Source organism: Mycolicibacter sinensis (assembly GCF_001667945.1).
Lineage (GTDB): Bacteria > Actinomycetota > Actinomycetes > Mycobacteriales > Mycobacteriaceae > Mycobacterium > Mycobacterium sinense_B.
The window spans coordinates 60,094-84,903 of the sequence record NZ_LZJK01000083.1; the positions used below are offsets into that span (position 1 = coordinate 60,094).

The 24,810-nt window shown below is 69.1% G+C and carries 22 protein-coding genes and 1 tRNA gene; 11 read left to right on the top strand and 12 right to left on the bottom strand.

The features are described from left to right. Positions 1 to 159: 159 nt before the first annotated feature. Positions 160 to 969: an energy-coupling factor transporter transmembrane component T family protein gene (locus A5694_RS11715; protein ID WP_064922006.1), complete on the bottom strand. Its 810-nt coding sequence runs from the start codon at positions 967 to 969 to the stop codon at positions 160 to 162. Continuing rightward, the gene (locus A5694_RS11720) at positions 966 to 2,960 is read right to left on the bottom strand and encodes an ATP-binding cassette domain-containing protein (protein WP_064922007.1); all 1,995 of its coding nucleotides are present in this window, start codon (positions 2,958 to 2,960) and stop codon (positions 966 to 968) included. The genes A5694_RS11715 and A5694_RS11720 overlap by 4 nt, the downstream gene beginning before the upstream one ends. A gap of 138 nt (positions 2,961 to 3,098) precedes the next feature. On the opposite strand from A5694_RS11720, the gene A5694_RS11725 reads away from it, so the two are divergent. From A5694_RS11725 to A5694_RS11735, 3 genes are all read left to right on the top strand, one after another. After that, positions 3,099 to 3,548, top strand: a complete 450-nt coding sequence (locus tag A5694_RS11725) for a MarR family winged helix-turn-helix transcriptional regulator (RefSeq protein ID WP_064922008.1) — start codon at positions 3,099 to 3,101, stop codon at positions 3,546 to 3,548. 226 nt (positions 3,549 to 3,774) lie between these two features. Then, positions 3,775 to 5,583: a putative bifunctional diguanylate cyclase/phosphodiesterase gene (locus tag A5694_RS11730; protein ID WP_064922059.1), complete on the top strand. Its 1,809-nt coding sequence runs from the start codon at positions 3,775 to 3,777 to the stop codon at positions 5,581 to 5,583. A gap of 417 nt (positions 5,584 to 6,000) precedes the next feature. Then, positions 6,001 to 6,366 (top strand): PAS domain-containing protein, encoded by a 366-nt coding sequence (locus tag A5694_RS11735; RefSeq protein ID WP_109535675.1) that lies wholly within the window; start codon positions 6,001 to 6,003, stop codon positions 6,364 to 6,366. 4 nt (positions 6,367 to 6,370) lie between these two features. On the opposite strand, the gene A5694_RS11740 is transcribed toward A5694_RS11735, so the two are convergent. The 3 genes from A5694_RS11740 to A5694_RS11750 form a co-directional block, all read right to left on the bottom strand. Next, positions 6,371 to 7,039 carry a TetR/AcrR family transcriptional regulator gene (locus A5694_RS11740; protein ID WP_064922010.1) on the bottom strand — a complete coding sequence of 223 codons (669 nt, stop codon included), beginning with the start codon at positions 7,037 to 7,039 and terminating at the stop codon, positions 6,371 to 6,373. Next, complete coding sequence (locus A5694_RS11745; protein WP_064922011.1) at positions 7,039 to 7,725, bottom strand: TetR/AcrR family transcriptional regulator; 687 nt, start codon at positions 7,723 to 7,725, stop codon at positions 7,039 to 7,041. Before A5694_RS11745 ends, A5694_RS11740 begins: the two co-directional genes overlap by 1 nt. 187 nt (positions 7,726 to 7,912) lie before the next feature. Beyond that, entirely contained in the window at positions 7,913 to 9,043 is a 1,131-nt protein-coding gene (locus tag A5694_RS11750) for an esterase-like activity of phytase family protein (RefSeq protein WP_064922012.1), read from the bottom strand. A gap of 52 nt (positions 9,044 to 9,095) precedes the next feature. Between A5694_RS11750 and A5694_RS11755 the strand changes: the two genes are divergently transcribed. Together A5694_RS11755 and A5694_RS11760 are read left to right on the top strand one after the other, a co-directional pair. After that, a complete protein-coding gene (locus A5694_RS11755; RefSeq protein WP_064922013.1) occupies positions 9,096 to 11,015 on the top strand; it encodes an acyl-CoA dehydrogenase in 1,920 nt (639 codons plus the stop codon). A gap of 125 nt (positions 11,016 to 11,140) precedes the next feature. Continuing rightward, on the top strand, positions 11,141 to 11,545 hold the full coding sequence (locus A5694_RS11760; RefSeq protein WP_064922014.1) for a hypothetical protein: 405 nt from the start codon (positions 11,141 to 11,143) through the stop codon (positions 11,543 to 11,545). Positions 11,546 to 11,570: 25 nt separating this feature from the next. Here A5694_RS11760 and A5694_RS11765 read toward each other — a convergent pair. Continuing rightward, positions 11,571 to 11,646: transfer RNA gene (locus tag A5694_RS11765), tRNA-Asn, on the bottom strand. A gap of 129 nt (positions 11,647 to 11,775) precedes the next feature. Between A5694_RS11765 and A5694_RS11770 the strand changes: the two genes are divergently transcribed. Then, positions 11,776 to 12,027 (top strand): hypothetical protein, encoded by a 252-nt coding sequence (locus tag A5694_RS11770; protein ID WP_064922015.1) that lies wholly within the window; start codon positions 11,776 to 11,778, stop codon positions 12,025 to 12,027. Between the two features lie 110 nt (positions 12,028 to 12,137). Here A5694_RS11770 and dnaG read toward each other — a convergent pair whose 3' ends face one another. Then, positions 12,138 to 14,051, bottom strand: a complete 1,914-nt coding sequence (gene dnaG / locus A5694_RS11775; protein WP_064922016.1) for a DNA primase — start codon at positions 14,049 to 14,051, stop codon at positions 12,138 to 12,140. 82 nt (positions 14,052 to 14,133) lie between these two features. Between dnaG and A5694_RS11780 the strand changes: the two genes are divergently transcribed. Beyond that, the gene (locus tag A5694_RS11780; RefSeq protein ID WP_064922017.1) at positions 14,134 to 14,928 is read left to right on the top strand and encodes a sensor domain-containing protein; all 795 of its coding nucleotides are present in this window, start codon (positions 14,134 to 14,136) and stop codon (positions 14,926 to 14,928) included. Between the two features lie 6 nt (positions 14,929 to 14,934). On the opposite strand, the gene A5694_RS11785 is transcribed toward A5694_RS11780, so the two are convergent. Beyond that, on the bottom strand, positions 14,935 to 16,188 hold the full coding sequence (locus A5694_RS11785) for a deoxyguanosinetriphosphate triphosphohydrolase (RefSeq protein ID WP_082952632.1): 1,254 nt from the start codon (positions 16,186 to 16,188) through the stop codon (positions 14,935 to 14,937). 126 nt (positions 16,189 to 16,314) lie between these two features. Here A5694_RS11785 and A5694_RS11790 point away from each other — a divergent pair, with 126 nt between their 5' ends. Continuing rightward, on the top strand, positions 16,315 to 18,306 hold the full coding sequence (locus tag A5694_RS11790) for a TPM domain-containing protein (protein WP_064922018.1): 1,992 nt from the start codon (positions 16,315 to 16,317) through the stop codon (positions 18,304 to 18,306). A gap of 38 nt (positions 18,307 to 18,344) precedes the next feature. After that, the gene (locus A5694_RS11795) at positions 18,345 to 19,085 is read left to right on the top strand and encodes a hypothetical protein (RefSeq protein ID WP_064922019.1); all 741 of its coding nucleotides are present in this window, start codon (positions 18,345 to 18,347) and stop codon (positions 19,083 to 19,085) included. 97 nt (positions 19,086 to 19,182) lie between these two features. Here A5694_RS11795 and A5694_RS24950 read toward each other — a convergent pair whose 3' ends face one another. Further along, complete coding sequence (locus tag A5694_RS24950) at positions 19,183 to 20,685, bottom strand: PGRS repeat-containing protein (RefSeq protein ID WP_165604329.1); 1,503 nt, start codon at positions 20,683 to 20,685, stop codon at positions 19,183 to 19,185. A 478-nt stretch (positions 20,686 to 21,163) separates the two neighbouring features. Further along, positions 21,164 to 22,561 carry a glycine--tRNA ligase gene (locus A5694_RS11805; protein ID WP_064922021.1) on the bottom strand — a complete coding sequence of 466 codons (1,398 nt, stop codon included), beginning with the start codon at positions 22,559 to 22,561 and terminating at the stop codon, positions 21,164 to 21,166. Positions 22,562 to 22,721: 160 nt separating this feature from the next. Here A5694_RS11805 and A5694_RS11810 point away from each other — a divergent pair, with 160 nt between their 5' ends. After that, complete coding sequence (locus A5694_RS11810) at positions 22,722 to 23,078, top strand: ArsR/SmtB family transcription factor (protein WP_064922061.1); 357 nt, start codon at positions 22,722 to 22,724, stop codon at positions 23,076 to 23,078. After that, positions 23,075 to 23,467: a Fur family transcriptional regulator gene (locus tag A5694_RS11815; protein ID WP_064922022.1), complete on the top strand. Its 393-nt coding sequence runs from the start codon at positions 23,075 to 23,077 to the stop codon at positions 23,465 to 23,467. Before A5694_RS11810 ends, A5694_RS11815 begins: the two co-directional genes overlap by 4 nt. A gap of 12 nt (positions 23,468 to 23,479) precedes the next feature. Here A5694_RS11815 and A5694_RS11820 read toward each other — a convergent pair whose 3' ends face one another. Then, the gene (locus tag A5694_RS11820) at positions 23,480 to 23,872 is read right to left on the bottom strand and encodes a hypothetical protein (RefSeq protein ID WP_064922023.1); all 393 of its coding nucleotides are present in this window, start codon (positions 23,870 to 23,872) and stop codon (positions 23,480 to 23,482) included. Then, complete coding sequence (locus A5694_RS11825; RefSeq protein WP_064922024.1) at positions 23,872 to 24,759, bottom strand: decaprenyl diphosphate synthase; 888 nt, start codon at positions 24,757 to 24,759, stop codon at positions 23,872 to 23,874. Before A5694_RS11825 ends, A5694_RS11820 begins: the two co-directional genes overlap by 1 nt. Positions 24,760 to 24,810 lie beyond the last annotated feature (51 nt).

Sequence of the window (24,810 nt, forward strand, 5' to 3'; positions counted from 1 at the left end):
GGCACCGATGTGGTGTGTGCCCGGCTATGCGCGACAACGCGCGCCTACCACCGTCGCGCAAGCCGAGTTGTCGCGCAGAGCCGGGCATCAGATGTATTCCTCCCCGGCGGCTCCGGGAGACGGGGCCCGGACGCGCGCCGGGAAGACCGATTGCTGAACCTAGCCGGCGGTGGTCAGCACCGTCAGCTCGAGCGCCAGCCCGGCACCGCACACCACGGCGACCAGCGCCAGCGCCACAGCATCGGCGAGCCCAGGCCGCGACGGCAGCGCCGAAATCTGGCCCACTCCACCACGAGCAGTGATCGCATCGCCCATCTCGTCGGCGCGGCGCAGCGTCACGGTGATGGCCGCGGTGATCAAATCGATCGCCTCGCGCGCCCAGCGGCGCCGGCGTTCCCGGCGGGTACGCGGCCGCGTCCTGGGCCGCAGCCGGCGGGCGGCGTAGAGCACCCGGAATTCGTCGATCAGCATCGGAAATGCGCGCAGCGCCAATGCCAGCGCAACGGCCCAGTCGTCCACCGGGATTCGCAGCAGGCGCAGCGGCCGGCCCAAAGTGGCCACTGCCGGCGCGATTTCAGCGACGTTGGTGGTCCACGACACCATCGCCCCCAGTCCCAGCAGCACGATCGACAGGGCGGTGATCCGCAGGAAGTTCAGCAGCCCGCCCAGGCCGGCCGGTTCACCGCCGGCCATGGCGGCGGTGGCACCGCCGACCACCAGCAGCACCCACAGCCAGCGCGGCACCGACGGCAGGGCGCCGCGCGGAATGCGGGCGACCCGGGCCGCCGTGAACACCAGCAGCGCCACCGCGCCGATCGTTAACCAGCCCGGGTAGAAGGTCAGCAGCACCGAGATACCGAAAACAACGAACAGCTTGGTCCCGGCCCACAATCGGTGCACCGCGGAGTCACCGGGCACCGGACGCAGCAGCACCACCGGACGCGGAGTTCGACGGGGCCGGTTGGTCATGCCGCACCCGCCGGTGCCGGCAGCAGCACGCCGTTCTGCAGGTGCAGCGTGCGCGGGCACAACTCCCCTAGCCCGGCGAAGTCATGGGAGATGACCACCACGGTCAGGCCGGTCTCGCGCCGCAGGTCCTCCAGGAGCCGCAGCAGCCCGTGCCGGCTGGTGGCATCCAGACCGGCGAGCGGTTCGTCGAGGATCAGGGCCCGCGGCGAGCGGGCCAACAAGCCCGCCAGCACCAGCCGGCGCATCTGGCCGCCGCTGAGTTGGTCGATGCGCCGACCCGCCAGCGCCGCATCCAGTCCAACGGCCGCCAGCGCGGCACTGACCCGGGCGTGATCGTGCGGCGAGAAGCCGGCCGCCGAGGCCACCTCCAGGCCGACATGACTGCGCATCAGCTGCAGCCGGGCCGCCTGGAACGACAAGGCGACCGCCCCGACCTGTTCGTCGGCGGGACGACCCCCGAGCAGGCAGCTGCCGACGGTCGGTGTCGTCAGGCCGGCCATGATCCAGGCCAGCGTGGACTTGCCAGAACCGTTGCCGCCGTGGATCAGCAAGCCGTCGCCCTCGTCGACAGTGAAGCTGATGTCACGCAGTGCGGTCTTGGCCCACGGGGTGCCGCTGCCGTATTCGTGCCCGACGCCGGCGAGTTCCAGTACCGGCGGGCCGGAGCGGCCCGGCGCGACGCCGGAGGGCGCTACCGGCACGTCAGCGGTCTCGACCATGGCGGTGTTGTCCGGCGAGCCGGACAGGTCGATGGTTCGGTCCGCGCTGCCGACCTCGTCGTTGTAGTGGGTGATGTGCACCAGCGCGGTGCTGTGCCGTTCAGATAGCCCCGAAAGCACTCCCAGCAGGACCTCACGCCCCTGCGGATCCACCATGCTGGTGACCTCGTCGGCGATCAGCAGGGCCGGTTCGCGGGCCAGCGCCGCGGCCACCGCCAGCCGCTGCAGCTCACCGCCGGACAGGCCGCCGGTGTCGCGCTCGGCGAAACCGGATAGACCGACCTCGTCCAGGAGCCGGTCGATGTCGATGGTGGTGCCCGGCGGCAGGCCCCACACCACATCGTCGGCAACCCGAGTGCCCAGCACCTGGCTCTCCGGATGCTGCATGACCACCGCGGTGCCGCCGGGGGCGCCCAGGCCCACCGCGCCGGGGCGCTCGACGGTGCCCGCGGTGGGTGCCCGCCCGGCCAGTAGCAGCATCAGGGTGGTCTTGCCCGACCCGTTGGCGCCGGTGACCGCGACGTGTTCGCCCGCTTGTACTTCCAGGCTCACCGGCCCCAACGCGTCGTGGCGGGTCTGCGGGTAGCGGAACCGCACCTGACCCAGGCGCACCGGTACCGGCGCGATGGGGCCGCTCTCGGCGGTCAGGTCCAGTTTGTGTACGTCGGGCACGCCGCGCAGCCGGTCGAGCACCCGGGACAAGGCCCAGAAGCCCAGCAGGGAGACGATCATCACGCCGACCGTTGTCTGCGCCAGGAGCAGCAGGTGCCAGTAGCGCAGCAGCACGCCGAGAAATCCGGTGAGGTCGGCAGCGGCCCGCTGGAATTCGGGCAGCGGAACCTTGGCCATGGCGGCCGCGACGCCGTGCACATTGGCGGTGATCGCATCGAAGATCAGGTGGCGCAGCCGCGACAGCACGGCCAGCGACGCCACCACGCCGGCACCGAAGATTGCGCCGGCCACCGCCGAGGCCAGGATCACGGTCGGCAGACCGCGACGGTGGCGTTTGATGACGCCGGTCAGCCCGCCGATGTAGGCGCAGTTCACCACCGTCATGAAGCCGCCCATGCCCGCGATCAGGAAGGCGATGGTCGCGGCGGCCACCGTGGCGGCGATCAGCACCCGGATCCGGTAGCGGTAGGCCAGCAGGCCCATCGGCACCGTGCCGAGCAGCGCCAATCCGCCGGCAAAGGGCACCACGACCGCGATGATCGCCGTCGCCGCGCACAACGCCGCCATCACCGCGGCCTGCGCGATCTCGACCGGTTGCATAGAGCGAGCCCGGACTCGGGTCTGGCCCTGGCCGGTCTTCGTCACCTGTCGATTCTGCCAGCCGATCCCGACAGCACCCGTTTCGCTTCACCGACCGAGTTCATCCACTTCCTTCCACCGTTGTGCAATACTCGCGCGATGGCAGCCCCCGTCCACGCCAGCCTGGGAGCCGACCTGCTCAGCGTCGTCGCCCGACTCAATCGGGTGGCCACCCAGCGGGTCGCCCTGCCGATCCCCGGTGCGCAGGCCCGACTGCTGTCGACCATCGAGGATCTCGACGAGGCCCGCATCTCCGAATTGGCCGCGGTCGACCACTGCTCGCAGCCGACGATGACCACCCAGGTGCGCCGGCTCGAGGACGCCGGCCTGACCACGCGTACGACCGACCCGCAGGACGCCCGCGCCGTGCTGATCCGGATCACCGATAAAGGGGTGCGCACGCTCGACCAGGTCCGCCGGGACCGGGCCGCGGCGATCGATCCGGAGTTGGACCGCCTCTCTGCTGAGGACCGCCGGACGCTCGCCGACGCGGTCGAGGTGCTGCGCCGCTTCCTGGCCGACACCGCTCCGGCCAGACCGCTGCGCTGACGCCGATCACGGGCCCGCCCGGGTCGGCGCCATCGGACCAGCGGAGATTCGGCTGAGATGTTTCCAGCCTGGTCCGGTTTTCGAATATGCTCATGGCGGCATCGGCTCGAAGCGACCCCAGGCCTCCCGCCGCCCCGGCGGCTCCTGCACTGGGCCGGCGGTCTTCGGGGGAAGGACATCCGTGGCGGACAGATTGGCGCTGGTCACCTCGATCGCCGCCGAGCTGATGGCCACCACACCGTCCACGGCGCCCGCGGTCAGCGAGCGCGTGCTGAAGACGCTGGTGGAGCAGCTCAACGTCGACGCCGGATTCCTGCGCCACAACGATCACGAGATCCGGGCCTCCAAGCTGGTCGCGGAATGGCCGCCGCGCACTGATCCGCCGGATCCCGATCCCCTGGCGGTCGTCTCGTTCACCACCGCCGACCCGGTCTTCACCACCTGCGCGCACGGCAAGCGGGTGGCCGTCATCCGGCCGGAGCCGTCCGAGTCCGGCTATGTCCGCCAGATGGCGAGGGACCACGCCATCGAGTCGCTGTCGGTGGCCACCGCGCCGCTGATCTCCGGACCGGTGACCACCGGCATGCTCTACCTGGTCAAGTTCCGCCGGCCCAAGTGGCGCCCGGAGGAACTCAACACCATCGAGGCGATCGCGTCGCTGTTCGCGCAGTTGCAGGCCCGCGTCGTCGCCGAGGAGCGGCTGCGTTATCTGGCCGACCACGACGACCTGACCGGTCTGCACAATCGGCGCGCCCTGGTCGCCCACCTCTCCGATCGGCTGGTCGCGGGCAGCCCCGGGCCGGTCGGCGTCTTCTACATCGACCTGGACCGGCTCAAGCCGATCAACGACTACCTCGGGCACTCCGCCGGCGACTGGTTCATCCAGGACTTCGCCCGCCGGCTACGGGCCTACGCCGGGAACCGGACCATGACGGCGCGCATCGGTGGCGACGAGTTCGTCGTCATCCCGGACTGGCCGATGTCGATGGCCAGCGCGGAAACCTTCGCCGACCGGCTGCAGGGCGCGCTGCGCGACAAGGTGGAGATCCAGGGCCACACCGTCACCAGCACGGTCAGCGTCGGCGTGACGGTGGGACTGCCCGGCGAGGACACCAGTGCAGGACTGCTGCACCGCGCCGACGAGGCCGTGCTGGCCGCCAAACGCGGCGGCGGCAACCAGACCGTCAGCTCCACCGACGACATGTCACTGAAGAGCTTGTTCCGCAAGGACATCGAGCTGCACCTGCAGGGCAAGATCGACGACGAGTCACTGCTGCTGTACTACCAGCCCGAGGTCGACCTGTGGAGTGGCGCGATCGTGGCGGTCGAGGCGCTCGTCCGCTGGCGGCATCCGACCCGGGGGCTGCTGCTGCCCGGCTCGTTCATCAGCATCGCCGAATCCGCCAACCTGGCCGACGATCTGGGCCGGTGGGTGATGCGCAGCGCATGCGCAGAATTCAGCTCATGGCAGGCCAACGGGGTTCGGACCAACGCCACCCTGCGCATCAACGTCTCCCCGGTGCAGCTGGCCGCCCGCGGGTTCGTCCAGAACGTGGTGGAGACCGTCGACGAGTTCGGCCTGCGGCCGGGGTCACTGTGCCTGGAGATCACCGAACGCGCGGTGGTGCAGAACATCGAGACCACCCGGCGCACTCTGGCCGAGCTGCGCGAAGCCGGGGTGCAGATCGCCATCGACGACTTCGGCACCGGCTACGCGGTGCTGTCGCACCTGAAGGATCTGCCGGTCGACACGTTGAAGATCGACACCGTGTTCGTGCGTGAATTGGGCGTCAACCCCGGTGATCTCGCGATCGTACGAGCGATCATCGCCCTTGCCGAAGCGTTCGGCCTGCAGGTGGTCGCCGAGGGCGTGGAGACTTCAGCGGCCGCGCTCACCTTGATGCGGCACGGCTGTCACCGGGCCCAGGGATTCCTGTTCTCCCGTCCGGTGCCGGGTCCGGCCGCCGAGGCGATGCTGGCGTCGCGCTGGATGGCGATGCCGTTCCTAGCCGACAGCCAGGCGCTGGTGATCTGACAAGAACATCGCCCGGTAAAACGCGGCACACAACCGCACCCCCGTCTGCCTGCCGGCGAGCGCAGCAGTCGGTGCGGTGCACCAACGCGGCTCGGCGTGCGGCGGCAATCGGCGGTGCGGACCCCTCGAGGTGCCCCGGGCGAAGCTGTGGGAGGAACTGCGCGGCGCCGACCACGACGCGCGCTGCCGCGCCGCCGATCCGTGCAAACCAGTCCCTCGCATAAACAGGAATGATACATACCTTTTGGATGGTGTCCAACCCCCACGAGACTGTTAGTTACACCACGCGGGCGCCGCGGATGCCGGCCGCCGCCGGCCGACTCTCCGGCACCGGCAAGGAAGCCCGGATGGCGGTGTCCGCCCGTCATAATCAGAGACATGGAGCGACGGCGGAACGCGCAAACCCCTCAGACCCCGATGGAGACGTTGCGGCAGTTGCCGGCTCTGGTCGCGCTCGAACGGATCCCGGTCCCGGTGCTCGCGATCGCCGACGACGGCACCATCTTGTTCGCCAACACCGGGTTCGCCGCGATGCTGGGCTACACCCAGGAAGAGGTCCTGGCCCTGGAGTTCCGGCAGATCTTCGGCGACGTCCCGCCCGCCGAGGAGTCCGCCTTGTCGGTGATGCACTCGTTGGCCAATCTCGTCGTCTCCCTTGGACATCGAGACGGTTCTACGGTGCGGGCATTGATGAGCAAGTCGGCACTCGAACGTGCCGACGACCGGGTTGCGCTCGCGACGTTCCAGGACCTCACCGAGCAGCTGTGGCTCGATGAACGGTAACCGCTCAGCGGTCGGCGGCTGAGTCTTCGTCGGCGCCCGGGCTGACCTGATAACGCAGCGCCTCACGGGCCAGGAATTGCTGGAAATACGACAGCGAGTCCGCCGCCACGATCGCCGGGAGCAGCGCCCCCCACATCCGGGTCAGCCGCCCGACGCTGTCGCCGGAGTGCGACAGCAGCCACGTCCCGAGCATGGCGCCGGTGATCGACTCGGCGACCTGGGCGGCATCGAGGTCCTCGCGCAGGTCGCCCTCGGCGATCGCGCGGGTGGTCTGCGCAGTCACCGCGGCCGCCCACTCCCCGGCGACATCACCACCGAGATCGTTGGATTCCGACAGTGCGAACACCAGATGGCCCGCCGCGCGCGCCTCCTTGTCGGCCGCCAGAACCGCGGTGACGGCGAACATGCCGTGGATCATGCCCTCCAGCGCCGGCGACGACGGCTGGCACATACCCCGGAAGGTGTTCAACATGGTGGCGAATCCGCCCTCGATGATCGCCATCACCAGGGATTCCATCGAGTCGAAGTGGTGGTAGAGGGCACCTTTGGTCACCCCGGCCCGCTCGATGATGGCGGTTCGCCCCGCGGCGACATAGCCGACCTCGCCGAAGACGTCGATAGCGGCGTCGAGCAGTTTCCGCCGCGTCGCCTCGGATCGGACTTGACGTGCCATCAGTCGATCCGGTCTCCGGCCGCGGCGAACTCCGCCGAGGTGGTTTTGACCGCCAGCGCAGTGCGTCGCCGGATGAACTGGAGGAAGTAGTCGATCCGGTCCGCGGGCACCATACCCGGAAGTACGACGATCAGCGCCCGCTCGATCTGGCGCAGGAACTGCTCGGGCTCGTCGAGGTTGCCGGCTTGCCGCAAACCCAGGTACAGCGTCAGCAGCACTCGCGCGATGTCGTGCGGATCGCTGTCGACGACGTCGCCTTCGGCGATCGCGCGTTCGGCGACCACGCTCAGCGCCTGGACCGCGTTGTTGAGCACCGTGGTCTGCAGGCCCTCGGCCCGGCCGACCACCGGCAGCAGATGCAGCACCGCGCGCGCGGTGTCGCGGCAGATGTCCTCGACCGCCATCAGGTAGCCGACATCGATCAGGGTTTCCAGGCCGGAGAGCTTGCGGTCGACCAGCGCCTGCACCGCCGCCCCCGCCCTGGCCAGTTGTTCATCGATGACGGCCAGAGCCAGCGCATGCTTGGAGCGGAAATGGAAATACATGGCGCCCTTGGTCAATTCCGCTTCGGCGAGGATGTCGTCAAGGCCGACGTCGTGATAGGGCCGCTGGGCGAACTGATGCGCAGCGGCGCGGATGATCTGCTGGCGCGTGGCATCGGCGCGCCGGTCGGTGGTTTCAGCCAACGCGCGATCTCAGCCTCGTCACTGACCGGCAGTCGTACCGCATTGCGCTAACGCTATCAGGGCAATGTTGAAGTTGACTCTTTTCGATACTCGGAATCGTCAATTACCGCCGTCGGCATTCGGAAAACGTCCAATTAGCTGTCGTCGGAGCGTATTCAGTCTCCCCAGGTCCGGCCCGCCGGGTGGTTCAGGCCGCAGGCACCGCAAACACCACGAACTGGGTCACCTGCCGCGGCGAGAAGTTGTCGTCGCTGACCAGCACCACCGTTTGCCGGCCGTCAGGCAGCCGCGGCCCCAGCGTGATCCCCTCGATGTTGTCCAGCGGATCCAGGCCGGGCGTGGCAGACAGGTCCGCCAGCAGCGTCTTGGTCATCGGGGTCAGGGCCCGCCCGGCCAGTGCCGGCACACCCAGCACGTCGGTGGCGTCACCGATCTCGGCGCGAAACAGCCGCACCGCCGGTCGGGCGCTGAACGCCCGCTCGATCACCAGGAAGGCGGTATCCGACAGCGCCACCAGGTCGGTGAGGCCGTTGGTTTCGGCGGGCGGGGTCGCCGGCTCCAGCGGGTAGGCGTACTGGGCGACCGGGGCCCTGGGGTCGCCGTGCGCGTCCAGGCGGTAGGCGGTGATCCGAGTCAGCGCCCCGTGGACCTGATCCGGTGGGGCACCGTCGTCGTAGCCGGGCCCCTCCATCGCAGCGAACAGCAGCCGGCCGTCGGCGGTCAGCGTGAGACCCTCGAGCGTCGTGTTGCGGCGCGGCCCGCTGAGCTGTGCCGACATCGCCAGCTCCGGCGGCATGGCGAACTGGCCGAGGTAGCTGCCGTCGAGCCCGGCGATCCTGACCCAGGGGTCGGCCAGCACGGGGCCGTGCGGGCCGTCGGTGAGCCGCTCGCCCTCCGACGACCAATACAGCCGCTGTCGGCCGCCGTCGAACGCGATCCCTTCCGGGTCGGGCGGTACCACCGGCGGCGAACTGCCGAAAGATCGCGGGCCAAACGGCCCTCCGCGCTCGTCCAGCAGCGAGTGGACAGCGCTGATCGTGACATCGTCGACGCCGCGATCCGACACCGAGAGCCGAACCGTGTAGAACCGCGCCGGCCCCTTGGCCGACCGGTCATCACTGATCACGTAGTAGCAGTCGCGGCCGGGGTCATAACTGATGCCCGACAGACCGCCGACCGCCGTGCCGTCGAATGTGGTGTTCGACGGAAGGTGGATCTGGCCGAGATATTCCAGCCCCGGCGCCGGTGCCTCGCAGCGACCGCAGCCGGCGACCAGCAGCCAACACAGCGACAGCAACCCGGCCAGCGTGGAGCGCACACCGTAATCTAAACCCCGTTTACCGGCCACCTCGCCCGGATACCGTGCAGGAGTGACCACTTCCGAAGCTCTGCGCGACACCTTGGACGGCCGCTGGCGCGCGGTGAAGAACCGGGTCCGGGCCACCCTCTCCGATGAAAAGTTCCGTCCGCACTACACCCCCAACACCGCGATCGCCCGCGCCAAAGTCGCCGAACAGCTCAGGATCCTGGCCGGCACCGGCGTGGCCGCCGACAGTTTCCGCAAGGAGCACGGTGGAACCGGTGACGTGGGCGCGGCGATCAGCATGATCGAACTGCTGGCGATGTCGGATCTGTCCCTGATGGTCAAAGCCGGGGTGCAGTGGGGGTTGTTCGGCGGCGCCGTGGAAAACCTGGGCACCGAACGTCACCACCGCGCCTACGTGCAGAAGATCATCGACCTCGAGATGCTCGGCTGCTTCGCGATGACCGAGACCGGCCACGGCAGCGACGTGCAGTCACTGGAGACCACCGCCACCTACGACGCGACGACGGGCGAGTTCGTCATCGACTCCGCGACCGGTCCGGCGCGCAAGGACTACATCGGTGGTGCGGCCGAAACCGCCACCGTCGCGGCGGTCTTCGCTCAGCTGATCACCGCTGGCAAAAGCCATGGCGTGCACTGCTTCCTGGTGCCGATCCGGGATGCACACGGTAATGACCTGCCCGGGGTCACGACCTCGGACTGCCACTACAAAGGCGGCCTGCCGGGCGTGGACAACGGCCGCATCGTGTTCGACCAGGTCCGGATTCCCCGGGAGAACCTGTTGAACAGATACGCCGACGTCGACGCCGACGGCAGCTACCGGTCGTCGATCGAAAGCGACGGCCGACGGTTTTTCACCATGATCGGCACCCTGATCCGGGGCCGGGTCTCGGTGGGTGGCAGCGCAGGAGCGGCCGCGCGGGTCGCCCTCGACATCGCCACCCGATATGCGTTGCAGCGCAGGCAGTTCAGTGCGCCTGGCGATGACGGAGCCGAACACGAGGTGCTGATCATGGACTACCTGGTGCATCAGCGCCGGTTGTTCCCGCTGATCGCCCGGTCCTATGCGTTGCAGTTCGCCCAGAACGAGTTGGTGGGCCGCTGCCATGACCTGCAGACGTCCGACGATCCCGACGCCGAGGAGCAGCGTGAGCTCGAGGCGCGGGCGGCCGGGCTCAAGGCCGCCAACACCTGGCACGCGTCCCGGGCGATCCAGGAAGCGCGGGAAGCCTGCGGGGGCGCCGGCTACATGGCCGAGAACCGGCTGATCGCGTTGCGCGCCGACATCGACGTGTTCACCACCTTCGAGGGCGACAACCACGTGCTGACCCAGCTGGTGGCCAAGCAACTGCTGACCGCCTACGCCGACGACATCGCCGGGATGAGCCCCGTCGACTGGGTGCGGTTCGCCGCCGAGACCGTCGGGGACCGGGTGCTGAAACGTACCGCGGCAGAGACGATCATCCAAACGTTCGTGGACGCCCGCCAAGACAGCGAAGAGGAGGGCAGCCTGTTCAACCGCGGGACCCAACTGCACATGTTCGAAGACCGCGAACAATATCTGCTGACCTCGGTGGCACGCCGGTTGCGCGCCAAGTCCGAGGAGATGAGCGACTTCGACGCGTTCAACGCGGTCCAGGACCACGTGCTGCACGCCGCCACCGCCCACATCGACCGGGTGGTGCTGGAGGCGTTCGTCGCCGGCATCGACTCCTGCCCGGACGCCGAGGCCCGCGATCTGCTGGAGCTGGTGTGCGACCTGTACGCGCTCAGCGTCATCGAGGACGACAAGGCGTGGTACATCGAGCACCGGTACCTGTCCACCGATCGGGCCAAGGCCGTCACCCGCGGCATCAACGACCGGTGCCGCAAGTTGCGGCCGCACGCCCAAACCCTGGTCGACGGATTCGGCATCCCCGAACAGCTGCGATACGCCGAGATGCTGCATCCGGAACACCTGGTCTAGCCGCCGGGTTTGATTCGGTCCAGCTTCGCCTCTCCTCCGTCGAGGCTTGCTGACCGCCGGTTGGCCGTGTCGCCGGCCGCCTTTATAGGCTGTCGGCATCGAGCCCAAACAAAGGAGTATCACCCATGGCGTGGTTCCTCGCGCTGAACGCCTCACCGACCAAGGGCGGCCAGTCGCCGACCTATGAGCTGCAGGAATCCGCCGATATCGAGCGGATCACCCAGGAAATGGCCAGCTTTGCCGCCGCCGATCGAGCCGTGGCGGTTCCGGCCGTCTTCAACAACGGCCGCCAGAAGGTCACCGTGTATGTGCGCCCGGCCGCCTGGGGCGCCTGGGCGATCTACGAGCTGAGCGAAGAAGAGCGCCGGGAACTGATGGCCGCCAGCCCGCTGGTCAACGCGATCGCACAGGCCCGTGCCGCCAAACAGCAGCAGCAACAATCGGGAATGCCGCAGCAACCGCCGCAGATGTTCGCGCCTCAGGCGCAGCCGCAGCAGTCCGGTCCTTCGGTGATTCCCAGGCTGGACTGAGGGTTGGGCTGACGCCGGTAAAACGTGGCTCCCCCGGGTGGACTCGAACCACCAACCCTCCGGTTAACAGCCGAATGCTCTGCCAATTGAGCTACAGGGGACTGCTGTCCGCGTGGACGTGCACGACTCTAGCGCATGCCGACAGGAGCACCGTCCCGCGGGGGTCGCACCGAATCGCCGCGCCGCCGGATGGGGCAGGATGGGAACACCGCACGTTGTAGGGAGCAGCATTGATCGGGTACGTCGTCGTGATGGGCGTCGGGTATGTGATGGGCACGAAAGCCGGCCGTCGACGCTACGAGCAGATCGTCGGCACCTACCACGCGCTCACCAGCAGCCCGATCGCCAAGGCGGTGATCGACAAGGGACGGCGCAGCATCGCCAACCGGATCCATCCCGACCCCACGATGGTGACCCTGACCGAACTCGAGGACGGCACCATGGTGCTGCGGCCGGAAGACCCGGAGGACTCCGAGCTCTAGGCGGTGCCGGTGGCGCCTGACCCGCTGCACCCGACCTCCGGCCGGGCTTGCGATCACGCGGTGCCGATCACGCCTGACCCGCTGCACCCGACCTCCGGCCGGGCTTGCGATCAGGCGGTCACTTCGTCGCCGCTGGCTTGCTCCAGCAGGCTGCGCCGATAGGCCTCCATCGCGACCAGGTCACCGAAGAGCGCGTGGTATTCGTCGCTGTGCTCCACCGGTGACATGCGCTGCAGTTTGGACTTGACCTCGGCGATCTGCCGGCCCACCCACACCTCCTGCAGCCGGGCCAGTACCCCGCCGATGTAGCGGGGCAACTTGTCGTCGTCGACGCGGATCGACTCCACACTCAGCTCGTGGATGAGCCCGACGGTCAGCGGCGAGGTGGTCTGCTCACGCACCGTCTCGATCCACTGCGCGCCGGCGGCCGCGGCAGCGGTCCCGCCGGTTCCGCCGGCCGTCTCGATCGCCGAGCGCACCGCCGCGTAGCCGGGGTGGGTGAAACTCTCCACCGTCAGGCTGTCGAACACCGGCCCGGCCAGCGCCGGGAACTGCAGCGCGGCTTTGAGCGCCTCCCGCTGCGGCCACAGCGTCGGATCGGCCGGGTTAGGACGCGCCACCGGCGGTTGGGCAGCGGCTGTGGCGGTCGCGGTGGAGACCCGCGCCGCGCCGCCGCGCGAATCCTTGGCCTGCTTGGCCTGAGCGCGCACCCGCCCGATCACCTGCGCGACGTCGTCCCAACCCACCCAACCGGCCAGCTGGCGCGCGTATTCGTCGCGCAGGGTGGGGTCCTTGATCTGGGCGACCATCGGCACGCAGCGGCGCAGCGCCGCGACCCGGCCCTCGGCATTGTCCAGATCCATCTCGGCCAGAGCGGTGCGAACGGCGAACTCGAACAACGGAGTGCGGCGTGCCACCAGGTCGCGCAGCGCCTCGTCGCCGTGCGCCAGCCGCAGGTCGCACGGATCCATGCCGTCGGCGGCCACTGCGACGAATGACTGTCCGGCCAGCTGTTGTTCGCCGTCCAGGGCTTTGAGAGCGGCTTGTCGTCCGGCCGCGTCGCCGTCGAAGACGTAGATCAGCTCACCCCGAAAGAACTTGTCGTCCATCATCAGTCGGCGCAGCATGGCCAGGTGTTCGTCGCCGAAGGCGGTGCCGCACGAGGCCACCGCGGTGGTCACCCCGGCCAGGTGCATCGCCATCACGTCGGTGTAGCCCTCGACGACGATGGCCTGGTGGCCACGCGCGATGTCCCGCTTGGCCAGGTCCAGGCCGAACAGCGCATTGGACTTCTTGTACAGCGTGGTTTCGGGAGTGTTGACGTACTTGGCCTCCATCGGGTCGTCGTCGAACAACCGGCGCGCGCCGAACCCGATCACCTCCCCCGCCGAGGAACGGATCGGCCACAGCAGCCGGCGGTGGAACCGGTCCATCGGACCGCGGCGCCCCTCCCGGGACAGGCCCGCGGCCTCAAGCTCTTTGAACTCGAAGCCCTTGCGCAGCAAGTGTTTCGTCAGGCTGTCCCACCCGGACGGGGCGAAACCGCAACCGAACCGCTGCGCGGCGGCGGCGTCGAAGTTGCGTTCGGTGAGGTATTTGCGCGCCGGTGCCGCCTCGGCGGTGCCCAGCGCCGCGGCATAGAACTCGGCCGCCGCCGCATTGGCGGCGATCAGCCGGCTGCGCCCCCCGCGCTCGCGCTGGATGTTGGTCGCCGATGCCCCGGTGTAGGTGATGGTGTGGCCGACCCGGTCGGCCAGCAACTCGACCGCCTCGACGAAGCTGGCATGCTCGATCTTCTGCACGAACGCGTAGACGTCGCCGCCTTCCCCGCACCCGAAGCAGTGGAACAGGCCGTGGTTGGGCCGGACGTGAAACGACGGCGACTTCTCGTTGTGGAACGGGCACAGTCCCTTGAGCGAGTCGGCCCCAGCCCGCCTGAGCTGCACATAATCGCCGACCACGTCCTCGATCCGGACACGTTCGCGGATGGCGGCGATGTCGCGATCGGAGATACGGCCGGGCACCGGGTCAGTCTAGAGCGCACAGCCGGCCGCAAGCCGCCATGTTTTAAGCTCGGTTCGTCAACGTCGACGTCAGGGAGCGCGCATGAGTCTGTCCGAGCAGCCAACGGCGGCGAAATCCCGACGACCGCGCCTGCTGCTCGTGATCGCGGTCGCCGCCCTGGCCGCTGTGGCGCTGCTCGCCTGGCTGGTTCTGCCCGACCGTTCCCGCGGCGCCGCATCGGGGGTCACCGGCGAGACCGTCAAGCAGGTCCTGCTCGACGGCGCCGAGCTGACCAAGATGCTGGATCAGCCGTTCACGACCGTCACCGGCCCGCCGTCCTACGGCGGTCTGGAAGCGATGGAGGACTCGTCGTCGCCCGGCGAATGTGTCGGCGTCGTGGATGTCGCCCCCAAGAGTGTGTACTCCGGAGCCGACGTTCAAAGCTACGCGCGGGAGACCTGGATCGACTCCGAACCCAACCGGGACGGCTTCAAGCCGCTCACCACCCGGGTGATGTTCGTCAAGGAGGCCGTGGTCGCGCTGCCCACTGCGGCGGACGCACAAGCGCTGTTCGCCAAGTTCGCCGCGCAGTGGAAGCGCTGTGACGGGCATCCGGTCAACGCCGACTCGGATTCGGGCGGGCAGCCGCACCTGCATGGCACCGAAATGCATATCACCGACGTGCGGGTCACCGATGACGTGCTGGCGGCCTCGATCGTGCTGGACAAGAGCCCCAAGGCGCCGGACACCCGGGCCATCGGCGTGCAGGGCAACTGCATCGTCGGGGTGCTGATCGCGTTCACCGGCACCGAGAACGCCACCGGTTCCGGCGACCCGCAGACCAGCAGCATCGATGCGGTGCGAGCGATGATGGACAAGGTCACCAAGCTCGCCTGAGTCGGCTCAGCCCGCCGCGAGCCGCTCCAGTCGGCCCTCGGTGCACGACGCGATCTGGTCGATGACGACCCGCAGTCGTGCGCCGTCATCGGAGGCGGCGGCGAACGCCGGGACGAAGATCGGGTCCAGGCTCTCCGGCGCCCCGGCGAGCAGCCGGTGGGCCACCGCGTGAACCCGCTCGCGCTGGGCCTCCTGAATTTTGCGATGCTGATCTTCGGACATGATGAATTGCACTGCAAGGGTTTTCAGCACGGCAACTTCGGCCCGCACCAATTCGGGCACCGTCAGGTCGGCCTGGTAGCGGCTCAGTGGCCGGCGGCCGGCAACGGCGTGGGTGGCGCTGATCGCCGCGGACGCGAAGCGGCCCACCAGCTCGCTGGTCAGCCGCTTCAGTGCCACTGACGCCGACAGGGTCGCGTCATAGCCGCCGACAGCGGCCACCACCGGAAGCTCGGTGAGTCGATGCGCGGCCGCGGCCAGATCATGGACGCCGTCGGGGTCGCCCAGGCGCGCCAGTTCGGCCACCGTCGCGGCGTCGGCGAGCACGCGCAGGTCGATACGGCCCGCGATGACACCGTCCTCGACGTCGTGCACGGAGTAGGCGACGTCATCGGCCCAGTCCATGATCTGCGCTTCCAGGCAGACCCGACCCTCCGGCGCGCCTTGGCGCATCCACTCGGCGGCGGCCCGGTCGTCGTCATAGAAGCCGAACTTGGTCCGGGCCGGGCCGTTTCCCGACTCGCGCGGCCACGGATATTTGGTGACGGCGTCCAGCGCCGCCCGGGTCAGATTCAGTCCCGCGCTTGCCCCGTCCGGCCCCAGGACTTTGGGTTCCAGGCTGGTCAGGATCCGGAAATTCTGCGCGTTGCCTTCGAATCCACCGCACTCCGCGGCGATTTCGTTGAGCGCCTGCTCGCCGTTGTGCCCGTACGGGGGGTGCCCGATATCGTGGGCCAGCCCGGCCAAGTCGACCAGGTCGGGATCGCAGCCCAGCCCGATGGCCATGCCCCGCCCGATCTGGGCCACCTCCAGCGAGTGGGTCAGCCGGGTGCGGGGGGTATCACCGTCGCGGGGACCGACGACCTGCGTCTTGTCGGCCAGCCGACGCAGGGCGGCGCTGTGCAGCACCCTGGCCCGGTCGCGGGCGAAGTCGGTGCGGTGCTGGCCGCCGGTCCCGGGCAGGCCGGCGGTTTTCGACGACTCCCCCACCATGCGGTCGCGGTCGTGCGCGCCGTAGTTGTCGCATGAGTTTGTGGCCACCGCCGCCAGTCTATTTTGGCCCGGTCCGCATCGATGACATGCCGGGCCGAAACGCCGTGCCCAGCTACCCCCGGCCCATCACATAATTTCAGCGGCCACCCGCAGATCGCATATACATTGGCCAGCATGCGAATCACGCGCCTGCTCAGCGCCGCCCTGGCGGTCGTCATCGCGGTGCTGCTGGTGGCCCCCGGCGCAGCGGCGCAACCCCCGTTGCGGCTGCCCAGCTCGATCACCGACAGCGCCGGAGTGCTCTCGCCATCCGACCGCGCCGGCGTGCAGGCTGCGATCGACAAGCTCTACACCGACCGGCACATCCGGCTGTGGGTGGTCTACGTCGACGTCTTCTCCGGGCTGACCGCCGACGATTGGGGCCGCAGCACGGCGCAGCTCAGCGACCTGGGCGGAAACGACGCGCTGCTGGCGGTGGCAACCGCCGATCGCAGTTACGCGTTTTTGGTATCCAACGGCATCGGCGAGATCAGCGCTGACAAGGTCGACGCCTTGCGGCGCAACGACATCGAGCCGGCCCTGCACCGTGGGGACTGGGCCGGGGCGGCCGCTGTCGCCGCCAGCGGGCTGGACGTGGCGGCAGCGCCGGCCGAAGTGAGCTGGGTGCCGATCCTGATCGCGCTGGCCGCGGTGGCGGCCGCCGGTGTGGTGGTGCTGTTGGTGGCACGCTATCTGCGGCGGCGCCGGCACAACGCGGTGCTAGCAGCGGCCCGGCGGGTCGATTCGACCGATCCGAACGCGCTGGCCGACGTGCCGGTGTTCGCCTTGGATGCGCTGTCGCGGGAGAAGGTGGTCGACGTCGACAACGCGGTGCGCACCAGCGCCAACGAGTTGCAGTTGGCCGTCGACGAGTTCGGCGAGGAACGCACCAGGCCGTTCGCGCAGGCGGTCGCCAGCGCCAAGGCGGCCATGGAGCACGCCTTCGCGGTGCGTCAGCAACTCGATGACGACATCCCCGAGACGCCGGCCCAGCAGCGCGATCTGTTGACCGGGGTGATCGTCACCGCCGCCAAGGCCGACCGCGAATTGGAGACCCAGCGTGCATCGTTCGAGCAGTTGCGCGACCTGGTTCTCAATGCACCGGCCCGCCTGGACGACCTGACCAAGCAGCTCGTCGAGCTGACCGGGCGCATTCCGGCCTCCGAGCAGCATCTGGTCGGGTTGCACGGGGAATTCGACGCCACGGCACTGAGTTCGGTGTCCGGCAATGTCAAGACGGCGCAGGACCGGGCGGCCTTCGCCGAGCGCAACATCACCCGGGCGCGCACCCTGGCCGACCGCCCGATCACCGGCGGGCAGAGCGAACTGGTCGACGCGGTGCGGGCCGCCGAGTCGGGGCTGGCTCAGGGCCGGGCCCTGCTCGACGCGGTGGACAACGCCGCCCGCGACATCCGCCACGCGGTCGCGACGCTGCCGGAGGCCATTGCCGACGCCGAGGCCGGGATCGCGCAGGCCAATGCCCAGCTGCAGCGCGGTGCGGGCGCACGCCGCTCCGAGCTGACCGCTGCCCGCGACACCGCGGTGCAGGCCGTTGCCGCCGCCCGGGCCACCGGCGATCCGCTGGGGGCGTTTACCGCGTTGACCAAGGCCGACTCCGACCTGGACGCCCTGTTGGGCACCGTGGCTGAGGAACGCGCCGCCGCCGAGCGGCTGACCCGCACCCTGGAACAGGCGCTGTTCACCGCCTCGTCGCGGATCCGCGCCGTGTCGGATTACATCGACACCCGCCGCGGCAGCGTCGGCCCGGAGGCGCGCACCCGGTTGGCCGAGGCCAGACGCCGGCTCGAGGCCGCGCAGGACAAGCGCGCCACCGACGTCGCCGGCGCCATCGCCCAGGCCAACGGAGCCGCCACGCTGGCGGCCGCGGCGCAATCCCTGGCCAAGGCGGACGTGCAAGCTGCCCAGCGGCAGTACTACGGCCGCTACGGCGGCCCCGGCGGTGGCAACGACACCGGGGCCATGCTCGGCGGCATCATCATCGGCAACATCCTCAGTGGAGGCGGGATGGGCGGCGGCTTCGGTGGCGGTGGTGGAGGCTGGAGTCCGACATCCTTCGGCGGTTCCTCCGGTGGCGGGGGTTTCTTCGGCGGCGGCGGCCGGTTCTGAGGCCCCGTCCTGCCGGTTCCTACGTAGACTCCTGAGCCGTGGTCGACGTCGCCCTCACGGTGATCCTGTTGGCGTGCGGGTATGCGCTGTGGGTCCGCCGACACACCTGGGGTTCGCGCTGGGACGCCAATCCTTCCCGCGTCCTGGTGCTCATCGGGTGCGCCGGGCTGCTGATGTCCCCGGTCGGGACGACGCGTTTCGACCCGCTCGTACACCAGGTACTCGGGTTGTGGAACGTCGCCGGGATGCTAGCTGTGCTGTGCATGTTCTGCGCCGTGTTGGTCATGTTCGAGCACTTGGCGACGCGATTGACCGACGACGACCAAGCCCGTTTGCTGGGGCACCGGCACGTCACGACGCCGCTGAAAGTCATTCTGCCGCTCGTGGTCGTCGTGTTCTGCGTCGCCGACTGGGGCCAACCTGAGCACTTCGACGTGTTCGCGCCCCGCGGACCGTGGTTCGGGGTGTACTGGGCGCTGGTCGCCGCCGTTGCGCTGTATCTGTTCGGGTTCACCGCCCGGGTACTGCTGATCCTCCGGAGCGATCCGCGCTCGAGACCCGCCATCGACCTGTACCTGGTCTGGGCAACCTTCAAACCCGCGGCGATCCTGGTGCAGTTGACCAGCGTGCTGGTCGGCAGTGGCGTCACGCTGCCCAGCTGGATCTGCGCGGGCGTGAGCGCCACCGCGTTCGTCTACGCGTCCGCGCTGTCCTGGCGGACCCGGACCGACTGGTTCAAGCCAGCCAGGCCGAGATTCCCCGAAGTCGCCGGAGACTGACCTCGATCCCCCAGGGCGCCAACCTCATCTCGCCGCCGACGCCGACGCGAAAGTGCCCGCGCCCCAAGGGGTGCGGGCACTTTTGCGTCGAGACGTTTCAGGGAGCGGTGCTGGTCGGTCCGGCCGCGCCCGGCTGGCCGTCCGGCCCAGGCTTACCGGCCGTGCCCTGAGTCGCCGTGCTGTCGTTGCCGGTTGCCGTCGCGGTGCCACCGGCCCCGCCGGTGCCACCAGGGCCGCCCTGGCCGCCGACCGCGCCGCCGGTGCCGCCGGTGCCGCCGTTGCCACCGGCGCCCCCGTCGCCGCCGTTACCGGCAGTCGAGGTGCCCCCGGACCCCTTGGTCGTGGCGTCGCCACCGGCCCCGCCGTTGCCGCCGGCACCACCGGTCCCGCCGGGCTGGCCGGCCGCGCCGGTAGCACCTTCGGCGCCGGCACCACCGGTACCACCGGCACCAGCGGTCGCGATGCCGCCGGAACCGTTGGACCTGGCGTCGCCACCGGCCCCACCGTCACCACCGGTGCCGGCGATGAGACCCTGGCCGCCGGTGCCACCGGCCCCGCCGTCACCACCGGTGGCGACACCGAGGTGACCGTTAGACCTGGCGTCGCCGCCGGCTCCACCGACCCCGCCGGTGCCACCGTGGCCGTTCTCGGCAGTGCCGCCGGTGCCACCCATACCGCCGTCGCCGCCGGTCGAGTTGCCCTGGGAGCCGTTGGCAGTCCCGTCTCCACCGGCGCCGCCCGCACCTCCGGCGCCGCCTTCACCGCCATTGCCGATGGGGGCGAACGAGTTCCCGCCGGTGCCACCGACACCACCGTTGCCGCCAGTGACGGTGCCCGTAGCACCGTTAGCGGTGCCGTCGCCGCCGGCACCGCCCGCGCCACCGGCCCCGCCGTTGCCGAAGATCAAGGTGGCGGCATCGCTGGTGTCGCCACCGTTACCGCCAGCACCACCGTTGGAGCCGGTCGCGGTGCCGCCGACACCGTTAGCCGTCGCGTCGTACCCGTCGCCACCGGTACCGCCGACCCCGCCGTCGCCCATGACGCTGCCACCGGTACCGCCGTTGCCGCCGGCGCCACCGTCGATCCCGGCCACGGTGGAATCCCAGCCGTCGCCGCCGTCGCCGCCGTTGCCGAAGAACCCGGCGGCACCACCGTCACCACCGGCCACGCCCTGCACGGTGGAGTCCCAACCGTCGCCGCCGTCGCCGAACCACAATCCGCCGGCGCCGCCGTCCGGGCTCTCCTCGGTGCCGTCGACACCGTTGCAGATCAGCCCGCACGCGCCCTCGAGGCTGTCCACGCCGTTCATCTGGATGTAGGCGGTGTTGATGGCATTGTCGATCTGCTGGCCGATGTCACTGGTGATCCACGCCTCCATGGCCGTGTGCCACGGGTCGTACATCCACGACTCGACCACGCTCGCCGGGTCGAGCTCGGGGTTGGCCAGCAGCAGCTGGTCCCAGAACGGCGAGTCGCCGAACACGCCGTCGACCCCGGTGGTGTCGACGGCGGGACCTGCGACCATGCTCGGGTCGAACAGATCTACCAGCCAGTCGAGTCCGTCGGCGTGTGCGTCCGGCGCGGTGGCCAATGGGGCCATCCCGAACGCCAAGAATGCGGCCGCCGAGCCCCCCGCCCCGATCACACGATTGCGACGGCGGGCCTTCGCAGTACGTGAATCATGCTGTTTCCCTGCGTATTTACTTCCCGCCATCTGCCATCCTCCCGTGTTAGAACCCAATTCCCCGACCCAGACTCTGGATGATTTCTCAGCCGAAGTTGAGCCAACACCGGCCCGGGCGCGGCTGTCAACCTGACCCGCAACAGTCTCACGTATGCCTGCGCTTCGTGTCGTTCATGCGGGACGGTCGGTTACGGAAACGGCCGCTGGGTCCGAAACTTGAGTCTGTAATCCGTTGCGGCGCACTCCGTTATTCGGCTACCCCTGCTGGACCATGCCGGCCGACGGGCAGGCCTCTTCACCGGCTCACGGCCGTACCTGAAGAATGATCAAGGTACTGTCGAGTCCCCGACCAATCGTGGGGTAAGCCGCTACCGGCACGAGGCCGCTGGAGCCTTCAGCAGCCCTTGAGTCGAACGGCCAGATAGTCGGCCACCGCGTCGATGGCCACCCGCTCCTGGGTCATGCTGTCGCGTTCCCGCACGGTGACCGCTTGGTCGTCGAGCGAGTCGAAGTCAACCGTGATGCAGAACGGGGTGCCGATCTCGTCCTGCCGCCGATAGCGCCGGCCCACCGCCCCGGCGTCGTCGAACTCGACGTTCCAGCACTGCCGCAACTCGGCGGCCAGGTCGCGGGCCTTCGGTGACAGGTCGGCGTTGCGGCTCAACGGCAGCACCGCGGCCTTGACCGGCGCCAGCCGCGGGTCCAGCCGCAGCACGGTGCGCTTGTCCACCCCGCCCTTGGCGTTGGGCGCCTCGTCCTCGTGGTAGGCGTCGATCAAGAACGCCATGAAGGAGCGGGTCAGTCCCGCGGCCGGCTCGATCACGTACGGCGTGTACCGGGTGTCGGACGCCTGGTCGTAGAACGACAGGTCGACGCCCGAGTGCTTGGTGTGGGTGGACAGGTCGAAGTCGGTGCGGTTGGCGATGCCCTCCAGCTCACCCCAGGGGTTGTTCTGGAAACCGAACCTGTACTCGATGTCGGTGGTGCCGGCGCTGTAGTGCGACAGCTTCTCCAGCGGATGCTCGAACAGACGCAGGTTATCCCGGGCGATACCGAGGTCGACGTACCACTGCAGCCGGGTGTCGATCCAGTACTGGTGCCACTCGGCGGCGGTGGAGGGCTCGACGAAGAACTCCATCTCCATCTGCTCGAACTCGCGGGTCCGGAAGATGAAGTTGCCGGGGGTGATCTCGTTGCGGAAGCTCTTGCCGGTCTGGGCAATTCCGAACGGCGGTTTGCGGCGCGCGGTGGTGACCACGTTGGCGAAGTTGACGAAGATACCCTGGGCGGTCTCCGGGCGCAGGTAGTGCAGCCCCTCCTCGCTTTCGATGGGACCGAGGTAGGTCTTGAGCATCATGTTGAACTCGCGAGGCTCAGTCCACTGGCCCTTGGTGCCGCAGTCCGGGCAGGCGATCTCGCTCATCGGCACTGCGTCTGGATCGACCTGCTCCCCTTTTGCGAGCCGCTTGGCCGCTGCCGCCTCCTGCATGTGGTCCTGGCGGTGCCGCTTGTGGCAGGACAGGCACTCCACCAGCGGGTCGTTGAACACCTCGACGTGACCGGAGGCCACCCATACCTCCCGCGGCAGGATGATCGACGAGTCCAGCCCGACGACATCGTCGCGGGCGGTCACCACCGAGCGCCACCACTGTCGCTTGATGTTCTCTTTGAACTCCACGCCGAGCGGGCCATAGTCCCACGCGGATTTGGTGCCGCCGTAGATTTCGCCGGCCGGGAAGACCAGCCCGCGGCGCTTGGCCAGGTTGACGACGGTGTCGATGACGGACGCCACGAGGGGGTGCACTCCTGTCTTGTCGGGGCCGCGCCGGCAACGCCGACACGCAGAGCACCGACATCGTATCGACAGCGCCGAGCTTCTTTGACATGCGTCATTACGCATGGAACAGTGGAGCCAGCTGAAAACGGTTTCCAACATGGGCGGAGGTGGTGGGATGTCCCCCCCGGCATCCGGCCTGGTCGCCGACGATCACCAGCACACCGGGCCCGCCTTCCCCGCGACGCCGCCGCGGGAGATCCTCGATGCCGCCGGCGAATTGCTGCGCGCGCTGGCCGCTCCGGTGCGCATCGCGATCGTCTTGCAGCTGCAGGAATCGCACCGCTGCGTGCACGAACTCGTCGACGCGCTCGGGGTGCCCCAGCCGCTGGTCAGTCAGCACCTGAAAATCCTGAAATCGGCTGGGGTGGTCACCGGGGAACGGTCGGGCCGCGAAGTGCTCTACCGGTTGGCCGACCACCACCTGGCGCACATCGTCATCGACGCGGTGGCCCACGCCGGTGAGGACCGTTGACCGCCCCGGGGGTGCGCTCCACCCGGCAGCGCGCAGCGATCTCGGCATTGCTGGAGACCATCGATGACTTCCGTTCGGCCCAGGAGCTGCACGACGCGCTGCGCGAGCGCGGGGAGAACATCGGCCTGACCACGGTCTACCGGACACTGCAGGCAATGGCCGACGCCGGGACCGTCGACACGCTGCGCGCCGACACCGGCGAATCGGTGTACCGGCGCTGCTCGGAGCACCATCACCACCACCTGGTGTGCCGCCACTGCGGCGCCACGGTCGAGGTGGGCGATCACGAAGTCGAGGAGTGGGCGGCCCAGATCGCCGCCGAGCACGGCTTCTCCGATGTCAGCCACACCATCGAGATCTTCGGCACCTGCGCGGACTGCAGGAAGTGAGCGCGGCGGCCCTCAGGCAGTGAGCGCCTCACGGATGTCGACACCTTTGGCCAGCACCAGCAGGACCAGCGTGCACAGTGCGTCGTCGGTCAGGCCCGAACCCGGAAAGTTGTAGCGCAGCAACACATCCGCGGTCTTGGTGGCGCCCTTCTCCACCAGGGTGACCGTCCCGAGTTGGCTAAGCCGTGCCTGCTCGGCCGCCCGCTCACGCAGCTTCTTGGTCAGCGCCAGGTCCCAGCCCAGGATCTGGGTGAGCGACACCAGCTCCAGCTCGTCGGTGATCGGCACCACCCGCAAGGAGGCCAAGGTGGCCTCGTGGTGGACGGTCACTGCACCGTCAGGCTCCGCGTCGGTGGTCAGCACCGTGGCGAGCACGGTGGCGAGGCGGTCGGCCAGCCCCGGCATCACGCCGTCCCGAACCGGCGTTGCCGAGCGGCGTACTGTTCGCAGGCCTCCCACAGGTCGCGGCGGTCGTAGTCCGGCCACAACTTCTCCTGGAAGATGTATTCGGCGTAGGCCGCCTGCCACAGCATGAAGTTGGACGATCGCTGCTCCCCGGAGGTGCGGATCAACAGGTCGACGTCGGGCATGTCCGGCCGGTGCAGATGCCGGGCGATGGTGGCCTCGGTGATCCGGTTCGGGTTCAGCTTGCCGGCCACCGCCTCCGCGGCGATGGCCTGTGCTGCTTCGGCGATCTCGGTGCGGCCGCCGTAGTTGACGCAGTAGTTGATGGTGATGACGTCGTTGCCGACGGTCATGGCCTCGGCGATCTCGAATTCCTTGATGACGCTGCGCCACATCTTCGGCCGCGATCCCACCCAGCGCATCCGCACACCCATCGCGTTGAGGTTTTCCCGGCGGCGGCGCACCACCTCGCGGTTGAACCCCATCAGGAACCGGACCTCCTCGGCGGAGCGCTTCCAGTTCTCCGTGGAGAACGCGTACACGGTCAACCATTTGATGCCGAGTTCGATTGCGCCGCAGGTGATATCGATCAGCACCGCCTCGCCCATCTTGTGCCCCTCGGTGCGGCCCAACCCGCGCTGAGTGGCCCAACGGCCGTTGCCGTCCATCACGACGGCGACGTGGTTGGGCAGCGACTCCGCCGGGATCTGCGGGGCCACGGCCTTGGAGGTGTGCTGCGGCGGACGGCACGGTCCCCCTCCCGGCGGAGCCGGCAGCTCGGGAAAGATCACGGGCCAGGTGGACTTATCCGGGAAGACCGGATAGTCGTCGGGCGCCGCAGGCAGTTGCGGGAAGGTGACCTTCCGATTGGCCCGATTCAACACCATGTGCCCTATCCTGCCCGACCGGCACCGCGCCGCCCGCTACGAGGGCGTATT